This window comes from Paenibacillus sp. FSL R10-2771, assembly GCF_038000205.1.
GTDB lineage: Bacteria > Bacillota > Bacilli > Paenibacillales > Paenibacillaceae > Paenibacillus_AQ > Paenibacillus_AQ phytohabitans.
Genome location: NZ_JBBOBM010000001.1, coordinates 5,213,891 through 5,234,670 on the forward strand (window position 1 = coordinate 5,213,891; position 20,780 = coordinate 5,234,670).

General features: G+C 52.1%; 17 protein-coding genes. 3 read left to right on the plus strand and 14 right to left on the minus strand.

Features of this window, described 5'->3' with window-relative positions; all coding sequences use genetic code 11:
• Nucleotides 1-30 precede the first annotated feature (30 nt).
• The gene (locus tag NSU14_RS22265) at nucleotides 31-2,094 is read right to left on the minus strand and encodes a methyl-accepting chemotaxis protein (protein ID WP_340947363.1); all 2,064 of its coding nucleotides are present in this window, start codon (nucleotides 2,092-2,094) and stop codon (nucleotides 31-33) included.
• Nucleotides 2,095-2,276: 182 nt separating this feature from the next.
• Nucleotides 2,277-3,299, minus strand: a complete 1,023-nt coding sequence (locus NSU14_RS22270) for a glycoside hydrolase family 130 protein (protein WP_042134986.1) — start codon at nucleotides 3,297-3,299, stop codon at nucleotides 2,277-2,279.
• 266 nt (nucleotides 3,300-3,565) lie between these two features.
• On the opposite strand from NSU14_RS22270, the gene NSU14_RS22275 reads away from it, so the two are divergent.
• The 3 genes from NSU14_RS22275 to NSU14_RS22285 are packed head-to-tail and all read left to right on the plus strand — an operon-like array spanning nucleotide 3,566 to nucleotide 6,961.
• Nucleotides 3,566-4,528: a glycoside hydrolase family 113 gene (locus NSU14_RS22275; RefSeq protein ID WP_340947364.1), complete on the plus strand. Its 963-nt coding sequence runs from the start codon at nucleotides 3,566-3,568 to the stop codon at nucleotides 4,526-4,528.
• 46 nt (nucleotides 4,529-4,574) lie between these two features.
• Nucleotides 4,575-5,789 (plus strand): AGE family epimerase/isomerase, encoded by a 1,215-nt coding sequence (locus NSU14_RS22280; protein ID WP_042134982.1) that lies wholly within the window; start codon nucleotides 4,575-4,577, stop codon nucleotides 5,787-5,789.
• Nucleotides 5,789-6,961 (plus strand): glycoside hydrolase family 130 protein, encoded by a 1,173-nt coding sequence (locus tag NSU14_RS22285; RefSeq protein ID WP_340947365.1) that lies wholly within the window; start codon nucleotides 5,789-5,791, stop codon nucleotides 6,959-6,961. The genes NSU14_RS22280 and NSU14_RS22285 overlap by 1 nt, the downstream gene beginning before the upstream one ends.
• Before the next feature lie 114 nt (nucleotides 6,962-7,075).
• On the opposite strand, the gene NSU14_RS22290 is transcribed toward NSU14_RS22285, so the two are convergent.
• The 12 genes from NSU14_RS22290 to NSU14_RS22345 form a co-directional block, all read right to left on the minus strand.
• Entirely contained in the window at nucleotides 7,076-8,038 is a 963-nt protein-coding gene (locus tag NSU14_RS22290; protein ID WP_231575314.1) for an alpha/beta fold hydrolase, read from the minus strand.
• A gap of 123 nt (nucleotides 8,039-8,161) precedes the next feature.
• The gene (locus NSU14_RS22295; protein WP_076242599.1) at nucleotides 8,162-9,226 is read right to left on the minus strand and encodes a LacI family DNA-binding transcriptional regulator; all 1,065 of its coding nucleotides are present in this window, start codon (nucleotides 9,224-9,226) and stop codon (nucleotides 8,162-8,164) included.
• A 238-nt stretch (nucleotides 9,227-9,464) separates the two neighbouring features.
• Nucleotides 9,465-11,462, minus strand: coding sequence for a methyl-accepting chemotaxis protein (locus tag NSU14_RS22300; RefSeq protein ID WP_340947366.1), 1,998 nt, complete (start codon nucleotides 11,460-11,462; stop codon nucleotides 9,465-9,467).
• 811 nt (nucleotides 11,463-12,273) lie between these two features.
• A complete protein-coding gene (locus tag NSU14_RS22305) occupies nucleotides 12,274-13,596 on the minus strand; it encodes a peptidase U32 family protein (protein WP_042134976.1) in 1,323 nt (440 codons plus the stop codon).
• Nucleotides 13,597-13,857: 261 nt separating this feature from the next.
• Nucleotides 13,858-14,790, minus strand: coding sequence for a peptidase U32 family protein (locus NSU14_RS22310; protein WP_340947367.1), 933 nt, complete (start codon nucleotides 14,788-14,790; stop codon nucleotides 13,858-13,860).
• A gap of 48 nt (nucleotides 14,791-14,838) precedes the next feature.
• On the minus strand, nucleotides 14,839-15,885 hold the full coding sequence (gene mltG, locus NSU14_RS22315) for an endolytic transglycosylase MltG (RefSeq protein ID WP_081969892.1): 1,047 nt from the start codon (nucleotides 15,883-15,885) through the stop codon (nucleotides 14,839-14,841).
• A gap of 134 nt (nucleotides 15,886-16,019) precedes the next feature.
• Nucleotides 16,020-16,328: a DUF1292 domain-containing protein gene (locus NSU14_RS22320; RefSeq protein WP_039295631.1), complete on the minus strand. Its 309-nt coding sequence runs from the start codon at nucleotides 16,326-16,328 to the stop codon at nucleotides 16,020-16,022.
• Nucleotides 16,321-16,629, minus strand: a complete 309-nt coding sequence (locus NSU14_RS22325) for a DUF1292 domain-containing protein (RefSeq protein WP_036696606.1) — start codon at nucleotides 16,627-16,629, stop codon at nucleotides 16,321-16,323. The genes NSU14_RS22320 and NSU14_RS22325 overlap by 8 nt, the downstream gene beginning before the upstream one ends.
• 13 nt (nucleotides 16,630-16,642) lie before the next feature.
• Nucleotides 16,643-17,059 (minus strand): Holliday junction resolvase RuvX, encoded by a 417-nt coding sequence (gene ruvX / locus NSU14_RS22330; RefSeq protein ID WP_042140895.1) that lies wholly within the window; start codon nucleotides 17,057-17,059, stop codon nucleotides 16,643-16,645.
• Nucleotides 17,059-17,334 (minus strand): IreB family regulatory phosphoprotein, encoded by a 276-nt coding sequence (locus NSU14_RS22335; protein ID WP_036696603.1) that lies wholly within the window; start codon nucleotides 17,332-17,334, stop codon nucleotides 17,059-17,061. Before NSU14_RS22335 ends, ruvX begins: the two co-directional genes overlap by 1 nt.
• A 319-nt stretch (nucleotides 17,335-17,653) precedes the next feature.
• Nucleotides 17,654-20,287 (minus strand): alanine--tRNA ligase, encoded by a 2,634-nt coding sequence (gene alaS, locus NSU14_RS22340; protein ID WP_336101562.1) that lies wholly within the window; start codon nucleotides 20,285-20,287, stop codon nucleotides 17,654-17,656.
• Nucleotides 20,274-20,708 (minus strand): hypothetical protein, encoded by a 435-nt coding sequence (locus NSU14_RS22345; protein ID WP_042134969.1) that lies wholly within the window; start codon nucleotides 20,706-20,708, stop codon nucleotides 20,274-20,276. The genes alaS and NSU14_RS22345 overlap by 14 nt, the downstream gene beginning before the upstream one ends.
• Nucleotides 20,709-20,780 lie beyond the last annotated feature (72 nt).

Sequence of the window (20,780 nt, forward strand, 5' to 3'; positions counted from 1 at the left end):
CGAAGGAAAAGCGGTTAATACACTTGCAGCTTACACGCTGAATTTAGACAATCGTTCTTTGAGCTTGGACGAGGCATTCTCCAGTTTGGCGGAGAGATTGACCAGATATTCACTTACGCTCTCCTGCTCACCGGTGAGGGATGCAACCTCCTCGGAGGCGGCAGAGGATTCTTCCGCAAACGAGCTGACATTGCCAATCGTCTCGGACAGCACTCTCTGCGAGTGGTTCAGTCCGTCAATGGATGTTGACACGGAATCCAGCCGGGTAATCAGATGATTCATTTGCCCCTGTACACTGACGAAGATCTCGCTGGTGCTCTGAACATACGTCATCTGTTCTCCAAACAAAGGTGCCACCTCGGATAATGCGGCTACAGTCTCATGCATGTCATTCATGATTCTGTCGGTAATCTCAGCAACTACTGCAATGGAACGCTTGGACTGTTCAGCCAGCTGACGGATTTCATCAGCGACCACGGTGAAGCCTTTGCCTGCTTCGCCTGCCCGGGCTGCTTCAATAGTAGCATTAAGCGACAAAATATTAGTCTGCTGGGTAATGTTCTGCATGACCTCAAGCACCCGGATGACTGACGAGGTGGTATCCTTCAGTTCATTGACCTTAATGACGAGCTTCCCTGTCATATCGCCGGTCTCATGCGTTCTGCCCAGCAGCTCCTGCAGCTTAACGACACCTTCCCTGCTGGACGCCTGTACGTTATGTGCGGTCCCGCCAATCTCCTGGGCCGCAGCAATCACCGCATCCATCCGCTCGGAGATCCGGGCGGTCATCTCATTTCCGCGGTCTGCTTCCAGCGCCAGATTTCCTGCACCGCCGGCAATCTGTTCAGTTGCTGCGGCAATATCCTGTGCGGCCACTGCTGTCTCACGGGATGCATTGCCCAGGGCATCTGCGGTCTCCAGTACTTCACGTGCAGTCTCATTGGTGTGCACGACCAGCTCTGTGATCCGTTCCATCATCATATTGAAGGAGCCTGACAGCTGGCCGATTTCATCATGCGAGACTACCTTTGTACGCACGCGCAGGTCACCTTCTGCCCCTTGGAACATGAGGTCCCGCAGGCGTGACAGCGGCCGTGAGACCATCCTTACCATCCAGAGGCCAATGAGAATGGCGATGACGGCAGCGGCAGCCACTGCTATGTAAGTGGTGTTAAGGATACGGCCCGCATCTTTAATCAGATTCTCGGAAGGGACAACGCCAAGCAGTCTCCAGCCCGAGCTCTCCAGCGTACCATACACGGCAAGAATGGATTTGCCCTTCTCATCCTTGGTCGGCAGGGAGCCTGAGTTCTCGCTGAGTCCCTTGAACAGGGTGCCTCCCAGACGCAAGTAAGTGTCTGTCTCCTGATGCTGGGAAGAGGCAATCATCTCATCTTTGGTAGTCAGCAGCTGGATATAAGAATCCATCCCCAGATCGACTTTGCTGAGGTGGCTGGCCAGCTCCGTAGTCTTGATGTCACAGACCGCTATGTATCCTAAGCTTCCCTCTTCCCCCGCTACGGACTTGGCGAAATGGACCACGCCTTCTGCTTCCCCTTGCCTCTGGGCCTCGGTAATCCACAAGCCCTGCGGCTTATCCTGCAGCTGCTTGTACCACGAAGCTTCGCGGACACCCGCCAGGAATTCATTGTCCACAGCCCCCGCTGACGCGGCAGGCAGCGCTTCATTAAGAGGAATCAGATAAACCGCTTGCACATTAGTAACTGCAGAGAGCCAATGGTTCAATTCGCCGCTGATCACAGCGGCCTGTTCCGTCCCCCCGCCTGCAGCAGCAGTACTTTCTTCCGAGACTGCCTGCCGGATATCCTTATTGTAGAACAGCTGGCCCAGATTATCTTCAAAGCGCAGCAGAGTTACATCAAGCTTCTCTGCCGTTTGCTCGACTGTCTGCTGATTAGCGGACAGTGCATTGTTCTCGATTGTTTGTTTGGCAACAGAGTAGGATGTATAGCCCAAAGACAGGACGATTCCCATCGTCGCAACGAAAAACACGAGAAAGAGCCGCACCCCCAGCGACTTGGAGGGATGCAGCCGAGTAAGAATACTTTTACCGCGAACTGTTGACTTGCTCAAAAAATCACCGCCGGATCTGCTGTATTCTTGTAGGGAATGATTCCGCACAAGGCCAGTATTAATAATATACCATCAGATCTTGTAACGCTGTGATTTTGTTGTATGAGATGAGTACCATAGAATGCGGACCAACGGTGTCAGGTGAAAAAGGCCTCTGCCGCCTTATCCGATCTAGATTTCGCCTAGATTTTCCCTAAATCCGCATCATCGCCAACCTCTTCATGGGTGTCGATCACGTAGTTGACGATTTCCTGCACTGTCGTATATGCAACACCTACATAAGTATCAGCCGCCCCGTAGTAGATGGCAATGCGGCCCGTTTCGGCATCATTCAAGGTCGCGCACGGGAAGAGAACATTGTTCACGAAGCCTCTCTCCTCATACCATTCTTCCGGTGTAAGCACGAAGTTCCTGGAGCGGTATTTGACTCTCGACGGCTCGTCTTTATCCAGAATAACCGCACCCATGCTATACACCAGCCCGTTGCAGGTTCCAGTTACACCATGGTAGAACATGAGCCAGCCTTCGGAGGTTTCAATCGGGGCGGGACCGCCGCCAATCTTGGTGCTCTGCCACCAGCCCTGTCCGCCTCTGCTCATCACATGACGGTGTTTGCCCCAGTAGACGAAGTCAGGACTCTCACTCAGGAAGACATCGCCAAACGGGGTATGACCGCTGTCGCTTGGACGGGAGAGCATCACGAAGTTGCCGTTAAGTTTCTTAGGGAACAGCACGCCGTTGCGGTTGAACGGCAGGAATGGATTTTCCAGGCTGACGAAGGTCTTGAAGTCCTGCGTTCTGGCTACACCGATGGCGGCGCCGTAGAAATCCGTACACCAGATAATATAGTAAGTATCTTCAACCTTAACCAGACGCGGATCGTAGGCATATCTCGGCATGTAGGGGTTGCCTTGTTCATCAATGAACGGAATGGGAGCGTCTTCAATTTTCCAGTCCAGTCCGTCATGGCTATGGCCCATACGCAGATGAGGGCGGGTCGTATTATCCTCTACCCGGAATACGCCGAGGAAGCTTCCTTCATAGGCAATTACCGCACTATTGAAAATACGTGCAACCCCTTTGGCCGGATTGCGTTTGATGACCGGGTTGTCACTGTGTCTCCATACCGGATTCTCATTTCCTTCCGGTCTGTCCTGCCAAGGCATATTCGGAATGTTACTTCCGGTCAGTTGAACTTCTCTCATAGCAATAGTCTCCTTTCAGATTGGCGCAGCCGCGGCTGCAGTTGACTGATGATTCCGTCCACTCCGCAGAATGGACATACATAGAGGCCGGTTTCAGGCTTCCCGCACAATTCCCCCTTGAAAACATTCATAAAAAGCGTTATAACTTAATTGTATTCTTGTTATCGTTAAATAACAATAACATAATAACAAAATACAAATAAATTATTTTTTTTGTTTTATACACTATATTTTTTGTTCATTCTACAGCAAAGCGAGGTTACCACATGTCACTGCTTAGCGAGTATATCGGAGGCGTAACCTGGGGGTTCATGGGCAGACGGGGAACCTGGGCCAATGATGCAGCGGAGTCTTCCATGGAGCTGATGAAAAGGTCTACCGGTGCGAACTGGACCGCCATCGCATTCAGCGCACTTCAAGCTACCCCGCAATCTACAGAGATCCCCTATTGGTCAGAACCCACGGTCAGTGATGAAGAGGTACGCTGGGCCATCCGCCAGGCAAAATCACTTGAACTGAAGGTCTGCCTGAAGCCCATTGTGAATTGTGCAGACGGCACATGGCGGGCTCATATCAACTTCTTCGACAAGGATGTTCCCTGCGAGCCGAAATGGTCAGAGTGGTTCCGTTCCTATACAGCCTTTATCCTTCATTATGCTGTGCTTGCCGAAGAGAGCGGCTGCGAGATGTTCTGTGTCGGCTGTGAGCTGGTCCAGACGGACCGGCGGGCCGCAGAATGGCGTGCCCTGATTGCCGAAGTCCGCAAGGTATACAGCGGTGTAATCACCTACAACTGCGATAAGTATCAGGAGGATAACGTGAGCTGGTGGGATGCGCTTGATGTAATCTCTTCGAGCGGCTATTATCCCGAGCAGGACTGGGAAGTACAGCTTGACCGGATTGAGGCGGTGGTCATGAAACACGGCAAGCCTTTCTTCTTCATGGAAGCGGGATGCCCCAGCCGGACCGGCAGTGCCGCCATCCCGAATGACTGGAGTCTCGAGGGCGGCCCGGATCTTGAAGAGCAGTCCCGTTTCTACCTTGCCATGTTCGGCGCCTGCGGGAAGCGGGACTGGGTACAGGGCTTCATGCTGTGGGATTGGCCGGCCCAGCTCTATCCGCTGGACGAAGCAGCAGGCAACGATGATTACTGCATGTACGGCAAGCCGGCTGCAGGCATTATTGAAGAGTATTACAGTTCCAAGACGAAATCCCCGCCTACCTTATAGCCTTGATTTCAATATCTACCATTACTGTTTAGGAGTGAACAACCATATGACGAAATCGCCACAGATTTGGCGGAATGAAATGGAAGCAGAGCTGAAAGACAATATCCTCAGCTTTTGGATGAAGCATACCCTGGATGACAAGCATGGCGGATTCGTAGGTGAAATAGATAACCAGATGAATATCAATCCGGAGGCCGGAAAAAGCCTGGTGCTGAACGCGCGGATTCTGTGGACCTTTGCGAGCGCTTACCGCATGTATGGCAACGCTGAATACCTGACTATGGCTGAACGGGCCCACGCTTATTTGCTTCAATATTTCACCGACGCCGAATACGGCGGCTATTACTGGATGGTAGATGCGCTGGGCGCCCCTTCCGAACGCAAAAAACAAATTTACGGCCAGGCCTTCGCCATCTACGCCCTGGCTGAGTTCCATCATGCTACCGGACGCCAGGATGCACTCGATCAGGCTGTGGCACTGTTCCGTATGGTCGAGCAATACGGCTATGATCCGCTTAATAAAGGTTATATCGAAGCCCTCTCTGAGCAGTGGCAGATGACAGAGAATTTGAGTCTCAGCAGCAAGGACATGAATGAGAAGAAATCGATGAACACCCATCTGCATGTGCTGGAAGGCTACACCGGCCTGTACCGTGTGTGGAAATCCGAAGAGCTGCGGACCCGGCTGGCTGAGCTGATTGAGGTCATGCTCCTCCACATCATTGATAAGGAGGGCAAGCATTTCCATCTGTTCCTGGATGAAGAGTGGAATATCAAGTCCGACCATATCTCCTACGGTCATGATATCGAAGGCAGCTGGCTCCTGGTCGAAGCGGCTGAAGTGCTTGGGGATGAGGAGCTGCTGCACCGGGTGCGCAGTGTGGCTTTGTCCATGGCCGAAGCAACATTGGCTGAAGGCATTGACGCTGACGGCGGAATCTGGAATGAGGCGGATTCGAACGGGCTGCTGGATAAGAATAAAGACTGGTGGCCGCAGGCCGAAGCGATCGTCGGCTTCTATAATGCCTACCAGCTATCCGGAGATCCGAGGTTCCGCGATGCTGCTGAGGCAGCCTGGACGTTCACTAACAGCTACATGGTCGATCATACATTAGGCGAGTGGTTCTGGGCCGTTGATGAATCCCTGCAGCCGCTGGCGCATGCATCCAAGGTCAGTGCCTGGAAATGCCCTTATCATAACAGCAGAGCCTGCTTTGAAATGATCGGAAGACTGACAACAACCTCAAAGGAGACTAAATAATGAGCACATTATTCACAGAACGCAAGGCGCAGTTAACAGAACGATATGAATCACTGATTGGCCGCAAAAATGAGAAGGTTCCCTTTGGCAACGGTACCTATGACCGTTATCAATACCCGCTGCTCACAGCGGAACATGCGCCGCTGATCTGGCGTTATGACTTTAACCCGGCAACCAATCCTTATTTCGCTGAACGGATCGGCGTGAACGGCATCTTCAACCCGGGGGCCATTGAGCTGGACGGCATGTTCTACATTGTGGCCCGTGTCGAGGGGAATGACCGCAAATCCTTCTTCGCAGTAGCCGAGAGCGACAGCGGTGTAGACGGCTTCCGCTTCTGGGATCATCCGGTTGTCCTGCCGGAAACTGAAGAACCGGATATCAACGTCTACGATATGCGTCTGGTGAAACATGCCGACGGCTGGATCTACGGCCTGTTCTGCACCGAGCGCAAAGATCCCGCTGCCCCGCACGGCGATCTGTCCAGTGCAGTTGCCCAGTGCGGAATCACCCGCACTAAGGACCTGAAGACCTGGGAACGTCTGGCTGACCTCAAGACCGGCTCTGCCCAGCAGCGTAATGTAGTGCTGCATCCTGAATTCGTAGACGGCAAATATGCCTTCTACACCCGCCCGCAGGATGGGTTCATTGATGCAGGCTCCGGCGGCGGCATCGGCTGGGGACTGTCCGATACCATTGAGAATGCTGTAATTACCAGCGAATCCATTATGGATCAGCGTTATTATCATACGATCAAGGAAGTGAAAAACGGCCAGGGCCCGGCGCCGGTCAAAACCCCTCAAGGCTGGCTGCACATCGCCCACGGTGTCCGCAACACTGCTGCGGGACTGCGTTATGTACTGTACGCATTCCTGTCCGATCTGGATGAGCCGAACAGGGTAACCCATGCTCCCGGCGGACATTTCATCGCTCCGGACGGTGAAGAACGCGTCGGCGATGTATCCAACGTTGTATTCTGCAACGGCATAATCGCCCGGGACAACGGGGACATCTATATCTACTACGCTTCCTCCGACACCCGGATTCATGTGGCTACCACTACGGTAGATCAAATGCTTGATTATGTGCTGAATACTCCTGAAGATCCGCTCCGCTCTTATGCCTGTGTCCAGCAGCGCATTGCCCTGATTGACCGGAATCTCCAGCTGTAATTACAGCTGTAATATCCGTCTGAGGGCAGATTGCACGAAGCACTTATACCAGTAAAAAGGCAGTACCGGCAGAATGCTCTGCCGGTACTGCCTTTTATTCGTTTGAGCCGCTGGCTATAAGGTATTCAATAATTCGGTGACGTATTTAACGACAGTCTCCGGTCTGTGAATGGGAATGGAATGCCGGGGATCTTCTTCGGTAATATGCTGTACATTTGGGGTCAGCCTGGCTAAGCGCTGCTGGCCTTGCTTCCATTCTTCATCCGGACTGCCTGCGCTAAGCACCGTAATGGGCAGCTTGCTGCTTAGCGGCTCTGCCGCCTTCAGCTGCAGGGCACTCTCTTCCGCGCAGAGCAGTTCTGCATATGCGGCCCGGTAAGCACTCTTGCGGTATCCCAGACTTGAGGCGTTTTTTTGGATAGCTGCCGGGAGTCTCCGCCCTCCTACAGGCCTTCTAAGCAAGCGGGGAATCCCCGCAGGCGCCAACAGATAACCCAGCTTATATTGCCGTCTGTTCGCCTCCCGCTGCTGTTTCCGGCGGTTGCTCATTTCATCCGTAAGATAACGGCTCTCATGTACAGCATCAACCAGCAGCAGCCCCTCCACTTCATCCGGATATTCCCCCGCAAAGCATCTCACAATCATGCCTCCATAGGAATGGCCCACCAGAATATAGGGAGGCTTGCAGTCCATTGCCTTCAGCAGTTCCCTGAGCTCCCGGACGTATTTCCTGCAGGTTGCACTTTCCGGCTGGCTGCCGCTCCCGCTCCAGCCCAGGCCTGCCCGGTCATACGAGACTACCTTGGCATACAGCGACAGCTCCGGCTGCACCATTGACCAGTCCAGGGATGATCCGCCCATACCCGCTTCCAGAATTACGGTGTGTTCTCCCTTTCCCATAACATGGGCATGAAGGCAGGCATCCTGCACAGGAATCATTTCTCCAGGAGGCTTGTAGGTTAGAGCATCACGCTTCGTAAGGACATATTGAACGATGGACAGCGGTGAACAGATTATTGAAATGAACCGGTGCAGAGCCTGCTCGTTCTGCGGAATCGCGGCCATGTGTAACGTCACACCCTTCTCTTAACTGATGTCCAAATTATATAGGCGTGTGCTCAGGCCAAAAAGAGAAACTATAACCGGGACATTTCCTATTTTACCTTCGATTATCCTGCACGAAATACAATATAATTCCAACTATGCTCTTGGTCCAGCCACCGAATCCCGGTGGACAATGTCGGCAGCAATCAGGATCTTCTCCAGCGGTGCGGCAGGGTTATGGATACGGTTCAGCAGCTTCTCTACAGCCGCCCGGCCCATTGCCTCTTTCGGAACATGAACAGTAGTGAGCGGGGGAACCCCCCGTGTGGCGTCCTCAATATTGTCAAAGCCGGTTACCGAAACTTCACCCGGGATGACAAAGCCTTCTGCTTTGAGCACATCACTAATGGTGAGCGCAATGAAATCATTGGCACACACTAGTGCGGTTGGCAGACTTTTGGTTTTCTTGCGTCTCTGCAGCCATTGCTTAAAGCTCTCATCAAAAGTTCCATCATCCATTCCCTCCAGCTGCAGCATTTCATCATCGCCGGCAGGCGTCTTCATTCCATTCTCTTCCAGGGCGCTGCGGAAGCCGATCCAACGGTCACGGAAGCTGCGGGAATAGCGGATATTTCCGATAAAATGCAGCTCTGTATGCCCCGTGCCCATCAGGTGATTGCTGAGCCGGGTCATGGAATCCGTATTATTGGCGAATACGGTATCGCTTGGAATAAGCGGATCTTCATGGTCAATCAGCACCATCGGCAGGCCGATGCGGTGCACCTCCAGCAGCAGTGAGGTCGAGATCTGGCCCACGCCAATCAGCCCGAGCAGTCCGTTAGGGTTGAGAATATTGACGAAGTTATCCGTCCGGTGCTCAGAGACTATGACCATACCCAGACCTTCCTGGTCCAGCGCCAGTGCAATGCCGTCTACAATCTTCCCCCAATACAGGGAATCCTGGGTTTGCGAACGGATATTAGGCATCAGCACCAGCACAGACTGTTTGTTCCGGTCACTGTCCGCAGACTGCGGAGGACGTTTGATGCTTTGAACATAGGCATTCTTTTGAGTGAAATAGCCTAATTGCGAAGCCGCCTGAATGACCCGCTCCCGGGTAGTTTCGTTGACGCCGCCTTTGCCGGACAGGGATTTGGACACGACAAACTTGGAAACGCCGAGATGGTCGGCGATTTTTTGCATAGTGACTTTCTTAGCCATATATAAGACCTCCAGATACTATTCACGGTTTCGCATAACGAGCTTTATTCAGTGTTGCTAACTTTTTCGGAAATCATAACATTTAGCTAACAAAATAATTATACGGGGTCGCGAACCGATGCACAAGCATAAAGAAACCGCTCCTTCCCGGATGGAAAGAAGCGGCGGAATGCAGTAATTTATATGCCCGGATATATGCCCGGAACGATTTAATTTGTTATTGTACGTTGCCGCCTGACTATATCTTAAACAGTGACAGCTTGCTCTCCAGCTGTGTCGATGCACTCTGCAGCTTACCGGACAGCGATACGAGCTGATCACTAACATTCTGCTGCTCATTGCTGAGGGAAGCAACTTCTTCAGAAGTAGCAGAAGACTGCTGTGCAACCGCACTTACATTGCTCATGGCATCGGACAATACGCCTTGGGAATGATTCAGGCTGTCGATGGCACCGGTGACCGATTCCAGGCTGGTAATGAAGTCTTCCATTTGTCCCTTCACCGATACGAAGATATCACTGGTACTCTTGACTGAACTCATCTGTTCCTTGAACAGCGGGGCCACTTCTGACAATACGGCTACTGTCTCATCCATTTCAGCCATAATCTTGTCTGTAATGCCGGCAACCAGGGCGATAGACTGCTTGGATTGGTCAGCGAGCTGCCGGACTTCACCAGCAACCACCATGAAGCCTCTGCCTGCTTCACCCGCTCTTGCCGCTTCAATCGTTGCATTTAGAGACAGGATATTCGTCTGCTGGGTAATATTCTTCATGACATCCAGTACCTTAATCACCGAATATACCGTGTCCTTCAGGTTGTTGACCCGGTCCACCAGTGCGCTGGTCATCTCACCGGTGCGGCCAGTCTGTTCCAGCAGCTCTTCGAGCTGGCTGGCACCGTGTCCGCTGGCTTCCCCTACTCCGCGGGCGGCCTGGTCCATCTCGGCATTAGCAGCAATAACACTCTGCATCTGCGTAGCAATCAGATCCGTCAGCTCATTGCCGCGTTCCGCTTCCTGCGCCAGGCTTCCGGCACCGCCGGCAATCTCTTCCGTAGCAGCAGCAATCTCCTTGGCAGAAATCGCCGTCTTGCGGGAAGCGTCGCCCAGATCATTGGCTGTTTCAAGCACCTCGCGCGCAGTTTCCGTTGTCTGGGCAACCAGCTCGGTGATCCGTCCCATCATCAGATTGAAGGAGGCGGACAGATCTCCAATCTCATCCTTCGAGACATACTCTGTACGGACGCTAAGGTCACCCTGAGCCCCCTGAACCATAAGATCCTTCAGACGTGCCAGCGGCTTGGCAATCATCTGTACCATCCAGAAGCCGACCAGAATGGCAAGCAGAGCTGCAGCTCCAGCCGCTATGAATGTTGTGAACAGAATCGGAGTGGCAGCCTTAACCAGCTGGCCGGTAGGAACAACTCCTGCAAGCTTCCAGTCCGCCTTCTCCATCGGGTTGTAGACAGCCAGGACATCTTTGCCATTCGCATCCTTAGCTTCCTGACTCTCGCTGTTCTTCTTGCTCTCCATAATAAAGTTAAGCTCTGAGACCTTGCCGTCCTCTGCCGGTACGGAAGAAGCAACTACCATTCCTTCCGGTGATACCAGCTGAATCCGCGAACCGTCCCCAAGCTTCACGCTCTCGAAGGCTTCTTCAAGCAGAGTGCTCTTAAGCTCAAGCAAAACAACATAACCTGCATTAGAGCCCAGGTTCTTGAGCGATCTGACCATTGCGATATTCTTGCCGCCATCGCCTTCAACGGAAGTCGGGAACCAGTAGTTCTGTGCGGACTTCGCTTCCGAGGTATAGTATGGCTCATATGAGGTTGAATTTTTGACAGCAGTCTTGTACCATTCCTGATCTCTTAAGCCGTCCACGGTAAGACCGGAGCTCCCGCTCGATATGATCGTCATCGCAGGATCCTCTGGAATCAGTGAGATCGCTACGATATTGGAATCTGTTGTAGTCTGGCTCGAGAGTTTCTTGCTGATGGCATCTGTAGCCACAAATTTATCATAACTGCTCGCAGCAGCGGCAAGCTCAGTCAGATTCGATTGCATTTGCGTATCGAAATACAGCTGGAGTGCCAAATTTTCATACTGCTTCAAGGTAATATCAAGCTTCTCGGAAGTCTGGATAATCGTCTGCCGGTTGGCTTCGGAAACATTATCCTTAATGGTATTCTTGGCTTTGTTGTAAGACAGAATCCCCAGGAACAGTACAACAATCACAATAGAAGATAAGAATATCAGGAAAAGCTTAACACCAACTGATCTCAGCGGGTTAACTCTCTTAACCTGGCGTACTGAACCATTCAGTACGTTCTTTAAAGTTAGTTTTTGAACTGCCGCTTTACTTGTTGACTGGGTATCACCTGCTTGGCCTGTCTCAGCCTTTTGTATAACCTTAGGCTTTTTACTGTTCTTTCCCACTTTAATCCTTCTCTCTTTCGGTTTGTCTCTGTCGCTCTCCGGATTTGGAGCCCCCATTACAATCACCTGCCAATTAGATTAGAAGACGTATGTAAGCGTTACCTGTGATATATATCGGCACAAAGGCTCATTTTTCTTAGTATTTGATAGAAATTACTTCAGAATTTTTATGTTTTTGTCGAACTGCATAAGTATTTTGGTCTAGAACTAAAATCCCCCTACGGGTTAATCGAACCGGAGCGTATGAAGCTCCCCGGCTGCATGATTTTCCAGCCGGAACCTGGCAGACGCTCCATGGACGTATCGGCTTGTGAGGAGGACTGAGATTCCGTTAATTGCTCTGAATCAGCTCATTTGAAGCTTAGAAGAACAAGATAAAGGATTCTCAGTCCGCTTCATCCAGATTAGGCAGGCTTTCAGCAAAATAACGGCATCTCAGTCCGGGTTCAGGAAGAGGAAGCATTCTACTCCCGGGAGAGCAGCCGGAAAAGTTCATTCCACATTCATCCTTATTCAGAACCAGCCTGCTTTCCGGCGGATTCCAAGGAATATACGCAAAAAAGGACGCCCTTCCAGAAGAAGGGCATCCCTTTAAATCATTCTTATGACTTTATTTTCTTTTACGCATCATGTCAAAGTAAGCTACCGGCTGGTCGACCTTCATTCGCACCCGCTGTAGCGGATGACGGGCAACGTCCAGCGGATTCCCCGCCTCGTCCCACAGCTCGCCGACAGTCTGCTTGAAGAAGGTGTCATCCGGTCCGAAGAATTCCACTTCCTGGCCCGGCTTGAAGTTATTGCGCTGCTGGACAAGTGCCATGCCGCTCTCCGCATCATATTCCAGCACCAGGCCGGCGAAATCATAAGGTGCCGCTTTTTCCTCCGGCTCATAAATATGATCCTCATGATCCGGAGTATCGTAGAAGAAGCCTGTATTGAGCGGTCGGTTAGCCGCCTTCTGCAGCTCCTCCAGCCATTCCGGCTTCAGCACATAACCTTCCGGGTCCGCCATATAGGCATCAATCGCTTTGCGATAGGCATTGACCACCGTTGCCACGTAATGGATCGACTTCATCCGGCCTTCGATCTTAAAGCTGTCAATCCCAGCTTCGATCAGCTCAGGAATACTCTCCAGCATGCACAAATCCTTCGAACCCATCGAGAACGGATTATCCTCCGGCTGATGAAGCGGCAGTTGGGTTACGCCAGGCTGCAATGCCTGAGGCGCCACTGCCTGGTCCTCTTCCGATACCCAGGTTCCTTCCGGACGGCCATCTTCGAACAGGTCGTATTTCCAGCGGCAGGACTGGCAGCAGCCCCCGCGGTTGGAATCGCGGTCTGTAAAGTGATTGGACAATACACAACGTCCTGAATACGAGGAGCACATTGCACCGTGGATGAAGCTCTCGATCTCGATGTCCACATGCTGCTTGATCTCGGCAATCTCCTCCAGGCTGGTCTCCCGGCCAAGCACGACCCGCGGCAGTCCTTCCTGCTTCCAGAAAGATACTGCCTGCCAGTTGAGCGTGGACTGCTGGGTGCTGAGATGTACCTCAAGACCCGGTACCAGGCGGAGTGCGGTGTCTACAATTACCGGATCCGCTACAATAATGGCAGCAATGCCGGCTTCATATAAGTTACGCAGGTATTCTTCAATCCCGGCGATGTCTTCATTGTGAGCATAGATATTCGTCGCTACGAATACTTTGGCGCCATATTTCTTGGCAAATTCAACGCCCTCGCGCATTTCCTCAAAAGTGAAATTATCCGCTCCCGAGCGCAGGCCGTATTTCTGTCCTCCAATATATACTGCATCCGCACCATAATGCACGGCGAATTTCAATTTCTCTAAGTTTCCTGCCGGAGCCAGGAGCTCCGGTTTGTCCAGACGGTAACGTTTGCCCTTGAATTGGGGCTTGGTCATAGTTCCCATTCCTGTTCTCCCTCCTAATTGTCTCAGCTGCTGCAAGATTGAACGGCCGGCATTTGGTGTGAGGGCGCAACTGCGGGGAATGTTTGGACTTCCGGTCGCTGTTGTCTGCAGATTTCTTCATTTATACCGCTTAGCGGTTGAAATCCGCAGACAAAGGCGAACGCTGGCGCTCCTCCAGTTCAAACTTCCCCTCCGCTGCTTACACCATAATGTAGCCTAGACAATCCATTGCAAAAGCTGAGACAATGCTTTTTATATATTTTAATATACCTGTTCTTTGTAGAAGAAGCCGAACGACAGTTCACGCTCAGGGTCCTGCAGCGCCCGGATGTCATCCATCCAGGCCTCATCGTAAGCATATTCAGCCGGATCAGCGGAATACAAGTCAATGGCATGGCGGTAAGCCTTAACCACAGCTACATTATAAGCCACCGGCTTCAGCAGTCCTTCAATCTTCAGGCTGTGCACACCAGCCTTCAGCAGGAAATGCAGATCCTCAAGAATACAAATATCGTCCGAGCTCATAATATGCGTTCCATTCTCATCCTCATATATCGGGAACTTCTCATTCGGCCGTTCCGCTTCGATCAGGAAAAGCCCGCGCTCCTTGCCAAGACTGCCGCCATCACCCGGCCGCCCCTGATGAGACATATAGCTGGCTACCAGCTTACGCTTGGAATGATAAATATTCGTCATGCCATGCACCTGGACCTGAGCCTCGACTTGCAGATGAGGTACCATTTCGGTCATTTCATCCATATTCAGCTCACGTGCCAAGACAACCCGCGAAGCTCCCTTACTGCCCCAATAGTTGGCTGTGGCGTAATTGGTGGAGGTCATTTCCGCATTCCAGTGCAGCTTCAGCCCTGGCGCTTCAGCCTTCACAGCTGCCAGGACAGCAGGGTCTCCAAATTCGACCCCGTCTACACCCAATTCGCCGATTGCTTTGATGTAAGCCGGCAGCTCTTCCAGCATTTTATTGGAGATCAGCCCGTTTATGCTTACGTACACCTTACCGCCTGCATCATGTGCAAGCTTTACAGCTGCTGCAGTATCTTCCAGCGAGAAATGCCCGGCGAGCCGCATGCCGAAACGGTCATCTCCGATCAGCAGCGCAGTTGCGCCTGCCGCAAGCAAAGCTGCCGCTTCTTCCAGCGAGGCTGCTGTCGCCAGCAGCTCCGGTTTGTTATTCATTGTGTTACCTCCTGTGCCTATCGCATCAATACTATTGTAGCTCTTTTCCTACTGATTTTGTTTGCTTTTTTCGATATTGGCTAAATGTTCCTTGTAGGTCTTGGCGAATAAATGCGCCTGGGAACCATCCTTCTTGGTGACATAGAAGAAATACTCCGATACCTCCGGAGTCATTGCGGCTTCAATAGAAGCAAGCCCCGGGCTGCTGATCGGTCCAGGCGGCAATCCTTCCTGCTTGTACGTATTATAAGGGCTGTCCACCTTCAGGTCCTTCTCGTAGAGCCGCTCCTTCTGCTTGTCCAGCAAATACTGGACCGTAGCATCAATCTCCAGCTTCTGCCCCTTGTCCAGTCTGTTATAAATAATACCGGCGACCAGCGGACGTTCCTCGTTCACTACCACCTCACGTTCTACGAGCGAAGCAACCGTCATCAGCTCATGCAATGTAAGTCCACGGTTCGCCAGCTTCGCCTTCCACTCAGGGATCGTGTCAAGCTTCTTCACCAGCTGCTCCAGCATGGCTTCAATGACCTCCTGCGGAGTACTGTCCTTGGCCAGCTCATAGGTTTCCGGGAACAGATACCCTTCAAGACGGTGCCGCAGCTCCTTATTCTCCGGGATTCCTAAAGTCCCTACTGCCTCAAGGCCCGCACCTGAGTCAATCAACTGCAGGAAAACTTCTGCCTTCTGGTTCCACGCTTCAGCCAGCTTATCTGCAACCTGAGTCGCCGTATACCCTTCGGGTATCGTGAATACAACGGTATCTTCCTTCACGACATCCCCTGCATTCATCCGGCTGATCAAGGTATCATAAGTGTCGCCCGGACTCACGTTATAGGTTCCTGCCTTGAAGCTGGAGCCTTCCTGGACCCACTTTAAATACCCTTTAAAAAATAATCCTTTCTTGATAATTCCCTTCTCTTCGAGCAGGTCGGCAATTTGCGAGCTTCCCATACCCTTCTCTATCGTAACCGTCACGGCCGGCCCTGCGGGCTCCACCGGCTGCATTCCATTCCAGATATACCATGCTCCTCCCCCTGCAGCAGCTGCCAGGACAAGGATTATAATAAGCACAGTGCGGATCACGGCTTTCAAATGTTACGCCTCACTTTCCGACTATAAAGTATAAAATTGTATTGTCTTAAATTCAACACTTTTTTTATTTCCTGCATTCCAAGCAAAAAGAGCGCGGAAAAAAATCCGCCCTCTTCCGTGCTAATGCTATGACTTTATTCGGTATCTTCAGCCGGGAAGGTAAGCTCATCGTACAGCTCGGAAACATCCTCCCACTCTTCATCGTCCATAATGCTCTCCAGCTCAGGAAGCCCGTCAGGGGAAACCACGATCCGCAGAATTTCCTGCTCCGCAGCTCTTCCTGAACCGGCCAAAACAGCATAAGCACGGTCACCGACAGCAAATTCAGCAATAATATCGTAAACGGAAGACTTGCCCTGCTCATCTTCCAGTTCTACTGTTTCTCCGTATACTTCTTTAAGCTTCGAAGTCCATACCGCTTGATCAGCGGAAAAATCAGTCATTCTCCGCTCCTCCATCCAGCTCGTCTACCAAAGTATTGAAGGTTTCTTCTACAATAGCCCATTCCTCGTCATTCTCAATCATGAACAGCTGCAAGTCGTCGCCGTCTTCTTCGTAACGGAACGCATAGACTTCATCAGTCTCTTCATCCTCAGAATCCAGTGGAACCACCATCATATACTTCGCGTCCGATCCGTCGACTTCAAACTTCATGATGACCTCAAATTCCTCTTCATTACCTTCCTCATCAGGAATATAGATAATTTCCGGTTCTTCTTCTTGGCCGATCTGCTCGTTTGTCATATCCGCACACCCCTCACCTTTTACTGTTAGCATCCAAAAAATTTTGCAATATCAGGGCTGCGGCCATTTTGTCCACAATCCCCTTGCGTTTCTTCCGACTGACGTCCCCTTCAATCAGCACCCGCTCAGCAGATACCGTCGTCAGACGCTCATCCCAAAGGTGTACGGGTAAATCAAGTTGCTCCCGCAGCTGGTCTGCGAATTCGATGCAAATTTCACCACGGGGTCCTACTGAGCCGTTCATATTCTTCGGCAGCCCAACGACAATCTCACCGATTTCGTACTCCTTGACCAGTTCACGGATACGGTCGAATTCGTTGCCGTTTCCGCGCCGCTCAATAGTCTCCAAAGCCTGCGCTGTCCACCCGAAAATATCGCTTGTGGCGACACCGATTCTGCGGTCGCCGTAATCCAGTCCCAGCTTCTTCATCATTTCGGCTGGTCCACCCGATGATTGGCCAGATAGAACCGGACCAGTTCCTCAATCAGCTCATCACGTTCTTTTCTCCGGACCAAACTTCTCGCATTGTTGTGGCGCGGAATGTAAGCCGGATCTCCGGAAAGTAGATACCCTACGATCTGGTTGATCGGATGATATTCCTTCTCCACCAGCGCGTCGTACACGGCGAGTAAAATTTCCTGGGGAGAAGCTTCCTTTTCGTCGCCCTTCACATTGAATTTGACCGTTTTGTCCATGGAGTCCATTTGTGACACCTTCCTTCTGCAAAATCACCCCTATTCGGGCGGCTTCGCAAAGTTGCTGCTGTACAGCTTACTTGCTGCCTTCATCATAACATATTCATGGCCCAACGAGGAAATCCTGCCACTGTAAAAGCGCTTTTTTTGGTATTTTATCTACAAAAATAGATGTTTTTTTGGGTTTTAAGCTATTGCAAGCCCCGGGTCAATAATGAATAACCCCAAAAATTATACATTTTGTGAATAAAGCAGCGGTACTGATATGTTGCCCTCAGTACCGCTGTATCTTTATCCGGGGAATTTCTCAGCTATTTCAGGCAATCCGTTAAGCCAATGCAGCTACAAGCTCTTCGGCCTTCTTCAAGGCTTCGCCCAGCTTGGAGGCATCCTTGCCGCCAGCCTGTGCCATGTCCGGACGTCCGCCGCCGCCGCCGCCGCAGACCGCAGCGATTTCTTTGACCAGCTTGCCGGCGTGGAAGCCTTTCTTCACCAGGTCCTGCGGCACAGCAACCACAAAGTTCACCTTGTCATCCATTACTGCGCCGAGCACCAGTACGGCATCCGGAAGCTTGGATTTCAGTTCATCGGCAGTCGAGCGCAGAGCATCAATATTGCCGGCTTGCACGGATACTGCCAACAGCTGTGTGCCGCCGCCAACTGTAATTACACTGCTGGTCAGCTCAGCTGCAAAGGTTGCGCTCAGCTTGGACTGCAGCGATTCGTTCTCGCGGCCCAGCTCACGAACCTGGGCATGCAGGGCTTCGATCCGCTTAGGCACATCGCCCAGCGAGGACTTCAGCAGTGCTGCCGATTGCTTCAGCAGATCCAGCTGGCTCTCCGTGAACTGGTAGGCGTAGCGGCCGGTCACCGCTTCAATCCGGCGCACACCGGAACCGATGCCGCTCTCGCTGAGCAGCTTGAAGATTCCGATCTGCGATGTATTGGCTACGTGGCATCCGCCGCACAGCTCCAGGCTGTAGTCGCCGACCTGCACGACACGGACGATATTGCCGTATTTCTCACCGAAGAGCGCCATCGCTCCCATAGCTTTGGCTTCATCAATCGGCTTATTCTCAATGACAACATCGAGGCCGCGCCAGATCTGGGCGTTCACGCGTTGTTCGATATCGCTGAGCTCCTCCGGAGTGATGGCTCCGAAATGCGAGAAGTCAAAGCGCAGGCGTGAACCTTCTACTAAAGAACCTGCCTGGTTGACATGGCCGCCAAGCACTTCCTTCAGCGCTTTGTGCAGCAGGTGGGTTGCCGTATGGTTCTTCACGATATCCTCACGCTCGGCACGGTTCACTTCCGCACGGACCGTATCTCCAACCTTCAGGTCTCCGGCTTCGACAGTAACCAGATGCACATGCTGGCCATGCGGAGCTTTGAAGAGTCCGCTAACCTTGGCAGTCACAGAGCCGCCGGTCAAAAGTCCGGTGTCGCTGACCTGGCCGCCGCTTTCCGCATAGAACGGAGTCTTTTCAAGGATAACCTGGCACTGGGCGCCTTCACTGACGACATCAGCAAGTGCGCCGTCAACTACAATCGCCAGCACTTTTGACTCGGTTACCGTGTCATTATATCCAACAAATTCACTTTTAACCGTCAGCTCGGCAAGTGCTCCGCCCTGAATCTTCATGCTGGCGCTGTCCTGGCGGGCTGCTCTGGCGCGGTCACGCTGCTCCTGCATCGCAGCATCGAAGCCTTCACGGTCTACCGTAAGCCCCTGCTCGGAAGCGAAGTCCTCTGTCAGGTCAAACGGGAATCCGTAAGTGTCATAGAGCTTGAACGCATCAGCGCCGGCAATGGTACTCAGTCCGTCCCCTTTGGCTTTGGCGCTGATCTCGCCCAGGATAGCCAGACCGTCGGACAGTGTCTCGTGGAAGCGTTCCTCTTCCAACCGGATGATTTTGGCAATATATTCACGGTTCTCCACTACGGAAGGATAATACACTCCCATGATGTCGCCCACTGTCTCTGTCAGCTCATGCAGGAACGGGCGGTCCAGTCCCAGAGTCTTGCCGTAGCGCACGGCACGGCGGAGCAGACGGCGGATAATGTAGCCGCGTCCTTCATTAGAAGGAAGCACTCCGTCACCTACTGCAAAAGTAACGGTACGCACATGGTCGGCAATGACTTTGAGCGCGATATCCTGTTCAACATTATCCTTGTAGGTTACTCCGGCAAGTCCGGCAGTCTTCTGGATAATCGGCTGGAACAGGTCAGTGTCGAAGTTGGAGTCCACATCCTGCAGAATGGAAGCGAAGCGTTCCAGACCTGCGCCGGTATCAATATTCTTGTTAGGAAGCGGTGTGTAGCTGCCGTCCTTGTTATGGTTGAACTGCGAGAACACGAGGTTCCACACTTCCAGCCAGCGTTCATTCTCGCCGCCCGGATACATCTCAGGATCACTCATATCACTGCCGTAAGCCTCGCCGCGGTCATAGAAGATCTCCGAGCAAGGGCCGCAAGGTCCTTCACCGATGTCCCAGAAGTTCTCGTCGCCCAGCTTGATGATACGTTCTGCAGGCAGACCGACTTTTTCATTCCACAGCTTGAACGCTTCTTCGTCCTCGGCATATACCGTAACGGAAATCCGGTCGCCGTCGAAGCCGATCCATTCCTTACCGGTCAGGAATTCCCAAGCCCAGGTAATCGCTTCTTCCTTGAAGTAATCGCCGATGGAGAAGTTCCCCAGCATCTCAAAGAACGTGTGGTGACGGCGCGTCTTGCCCACGTTCTCAATGTCATTGGTACGGATACATTTCTGCGAGTTGGTCAGGCGGGGATTCTCAGGAATCTCCCGGCCGTCGAAGTAGGCCTTCAGCGGTGCCATGCCTGCGTTAATCCACAGCAGCGATGGATCGTTGTGGGGCACGAGCGAGGCGCTCGGCTCAATGCGGTGACCTTTACTCTCAAAAAACTGCAGCCATTTGGAACGGATTTCACTTGCTTTCATCATGTACAGCTCCCGTCTCATCATTTAATGCGGCACTTTGGCCGGAAATCTCATTGTTGCCCCAAAAGTTACCCGAAAAATCAAAAACAAAAAACGCCCCTGAATTAGATTCAGGGACGATGATTATCGCGGTACCACCCTGGTTATCGCCTTGTTCCGTGAGAAAACGGACTATTGCAGACGATCGCCTTGTGCGGCTGTTAACGGGTGCCCCCCGGCGGGATTGTCCCCGCACTCCGAAACTAGCTTTCTGCCGGCCTGTCTTCAAGGTTCTCACAGCCAATTGCGGGGAATCCGCAAAGGAACCTGTTCTCTGATGGAGCCATTCTCCGGCGTACTTGTTTTCATCAACGTTTTGTCCGATTTGCATTTTAACATTTTCAGTATAGCCAGCGGCTTTGGTTCTGTCAATCTTCATCAAGAGATTTACAGCTCTTCCATGTCCGAATATAATCAAATTATTATTTAGCAATTCATTCCATTTGTCACTGGG

Coding starts and splice junctions, on each gene's coding strand:
- NSU14_RS22270 (WP_042134986.1), bottom strand. CDS start 3,299: ATGAGAGAAGTTCAACTGACCGGAAGTAACATTCCGAATATGCCTTGG.
- NSU14_RS22275 (WP_340947364.1), top strand. CDS start 3,566: ATGTCACTGCTTAGCGAGTATATCGGAGGCGTAACCTGGGGGTTCATG.
- NSU14_RS22280 (WP_042134982.1), top strand. CDS start 4,575: ATGACGAAATCGCCACAGATTTGGCGGAATGAAATGGAAGCAGAGCTG.
- NSU14_RS22285 (WP_340947365.1), top strand. CDS start 5,789: ATGAGCACATTATTCACAGAACGCAAGGCGCAGTTAACAGAACGATAT.
- NSU14_RS22295 (WP_076242599.1), bottom strand. CDS start 9,226: ATGGCTAAGAAAGTCACTATGCAAAAAATCGCCGACCATCTCGGCGTT.
- NSU14_RS22305 (WP_042134976.1), bottom strand. CDS start 13,596: ATGGGAACTATGACCAAGCCCCAATTCAAGGGCAAACGTTACCGTCTG.
- NSU14_RS22310 (WP_340947367.1), bottom strand. CDS start 14,790: ATGAATAACAAACCGGAGCTGCTGGCGACAGCAGCCTCGCTGGAAGAA.
- NSU14_RS22320 (WP_039295631.1), bottom strand. CDS start 16,328: ATGACTGATTTTTCCGCTGATCAAGCGGTATGGACTTCGAAGCTTAAA.
- NSU14_RS22325 (WP_036696606.1), bottom strand. CDS start 16,629: ATGACAAACGAGCAGATCGGCCAAGAAGAAGAACCGGAAATTATCTAT.
- ruvX (WP_042140895.1), bottom strand. CDS start 17,059: ATGAAGAAGCTGGGACTGGATTACGGCGACCGCAGAATCGGTGTCGCC.
- NSU14_RS22335 (WP_036696603.1), bottom strand. CDS start 17,334: ATGGACTCCATGGACAAAACGGTCAAATTCAATGTGAAGGGCGACGAA.
- alaS (WP_336101562.1), bottom strand. CDS start 20,287: ATGAAAGCAAGTGAAATCCGTTCCAAATGGCTGCAGTTTTTTGAGAGT.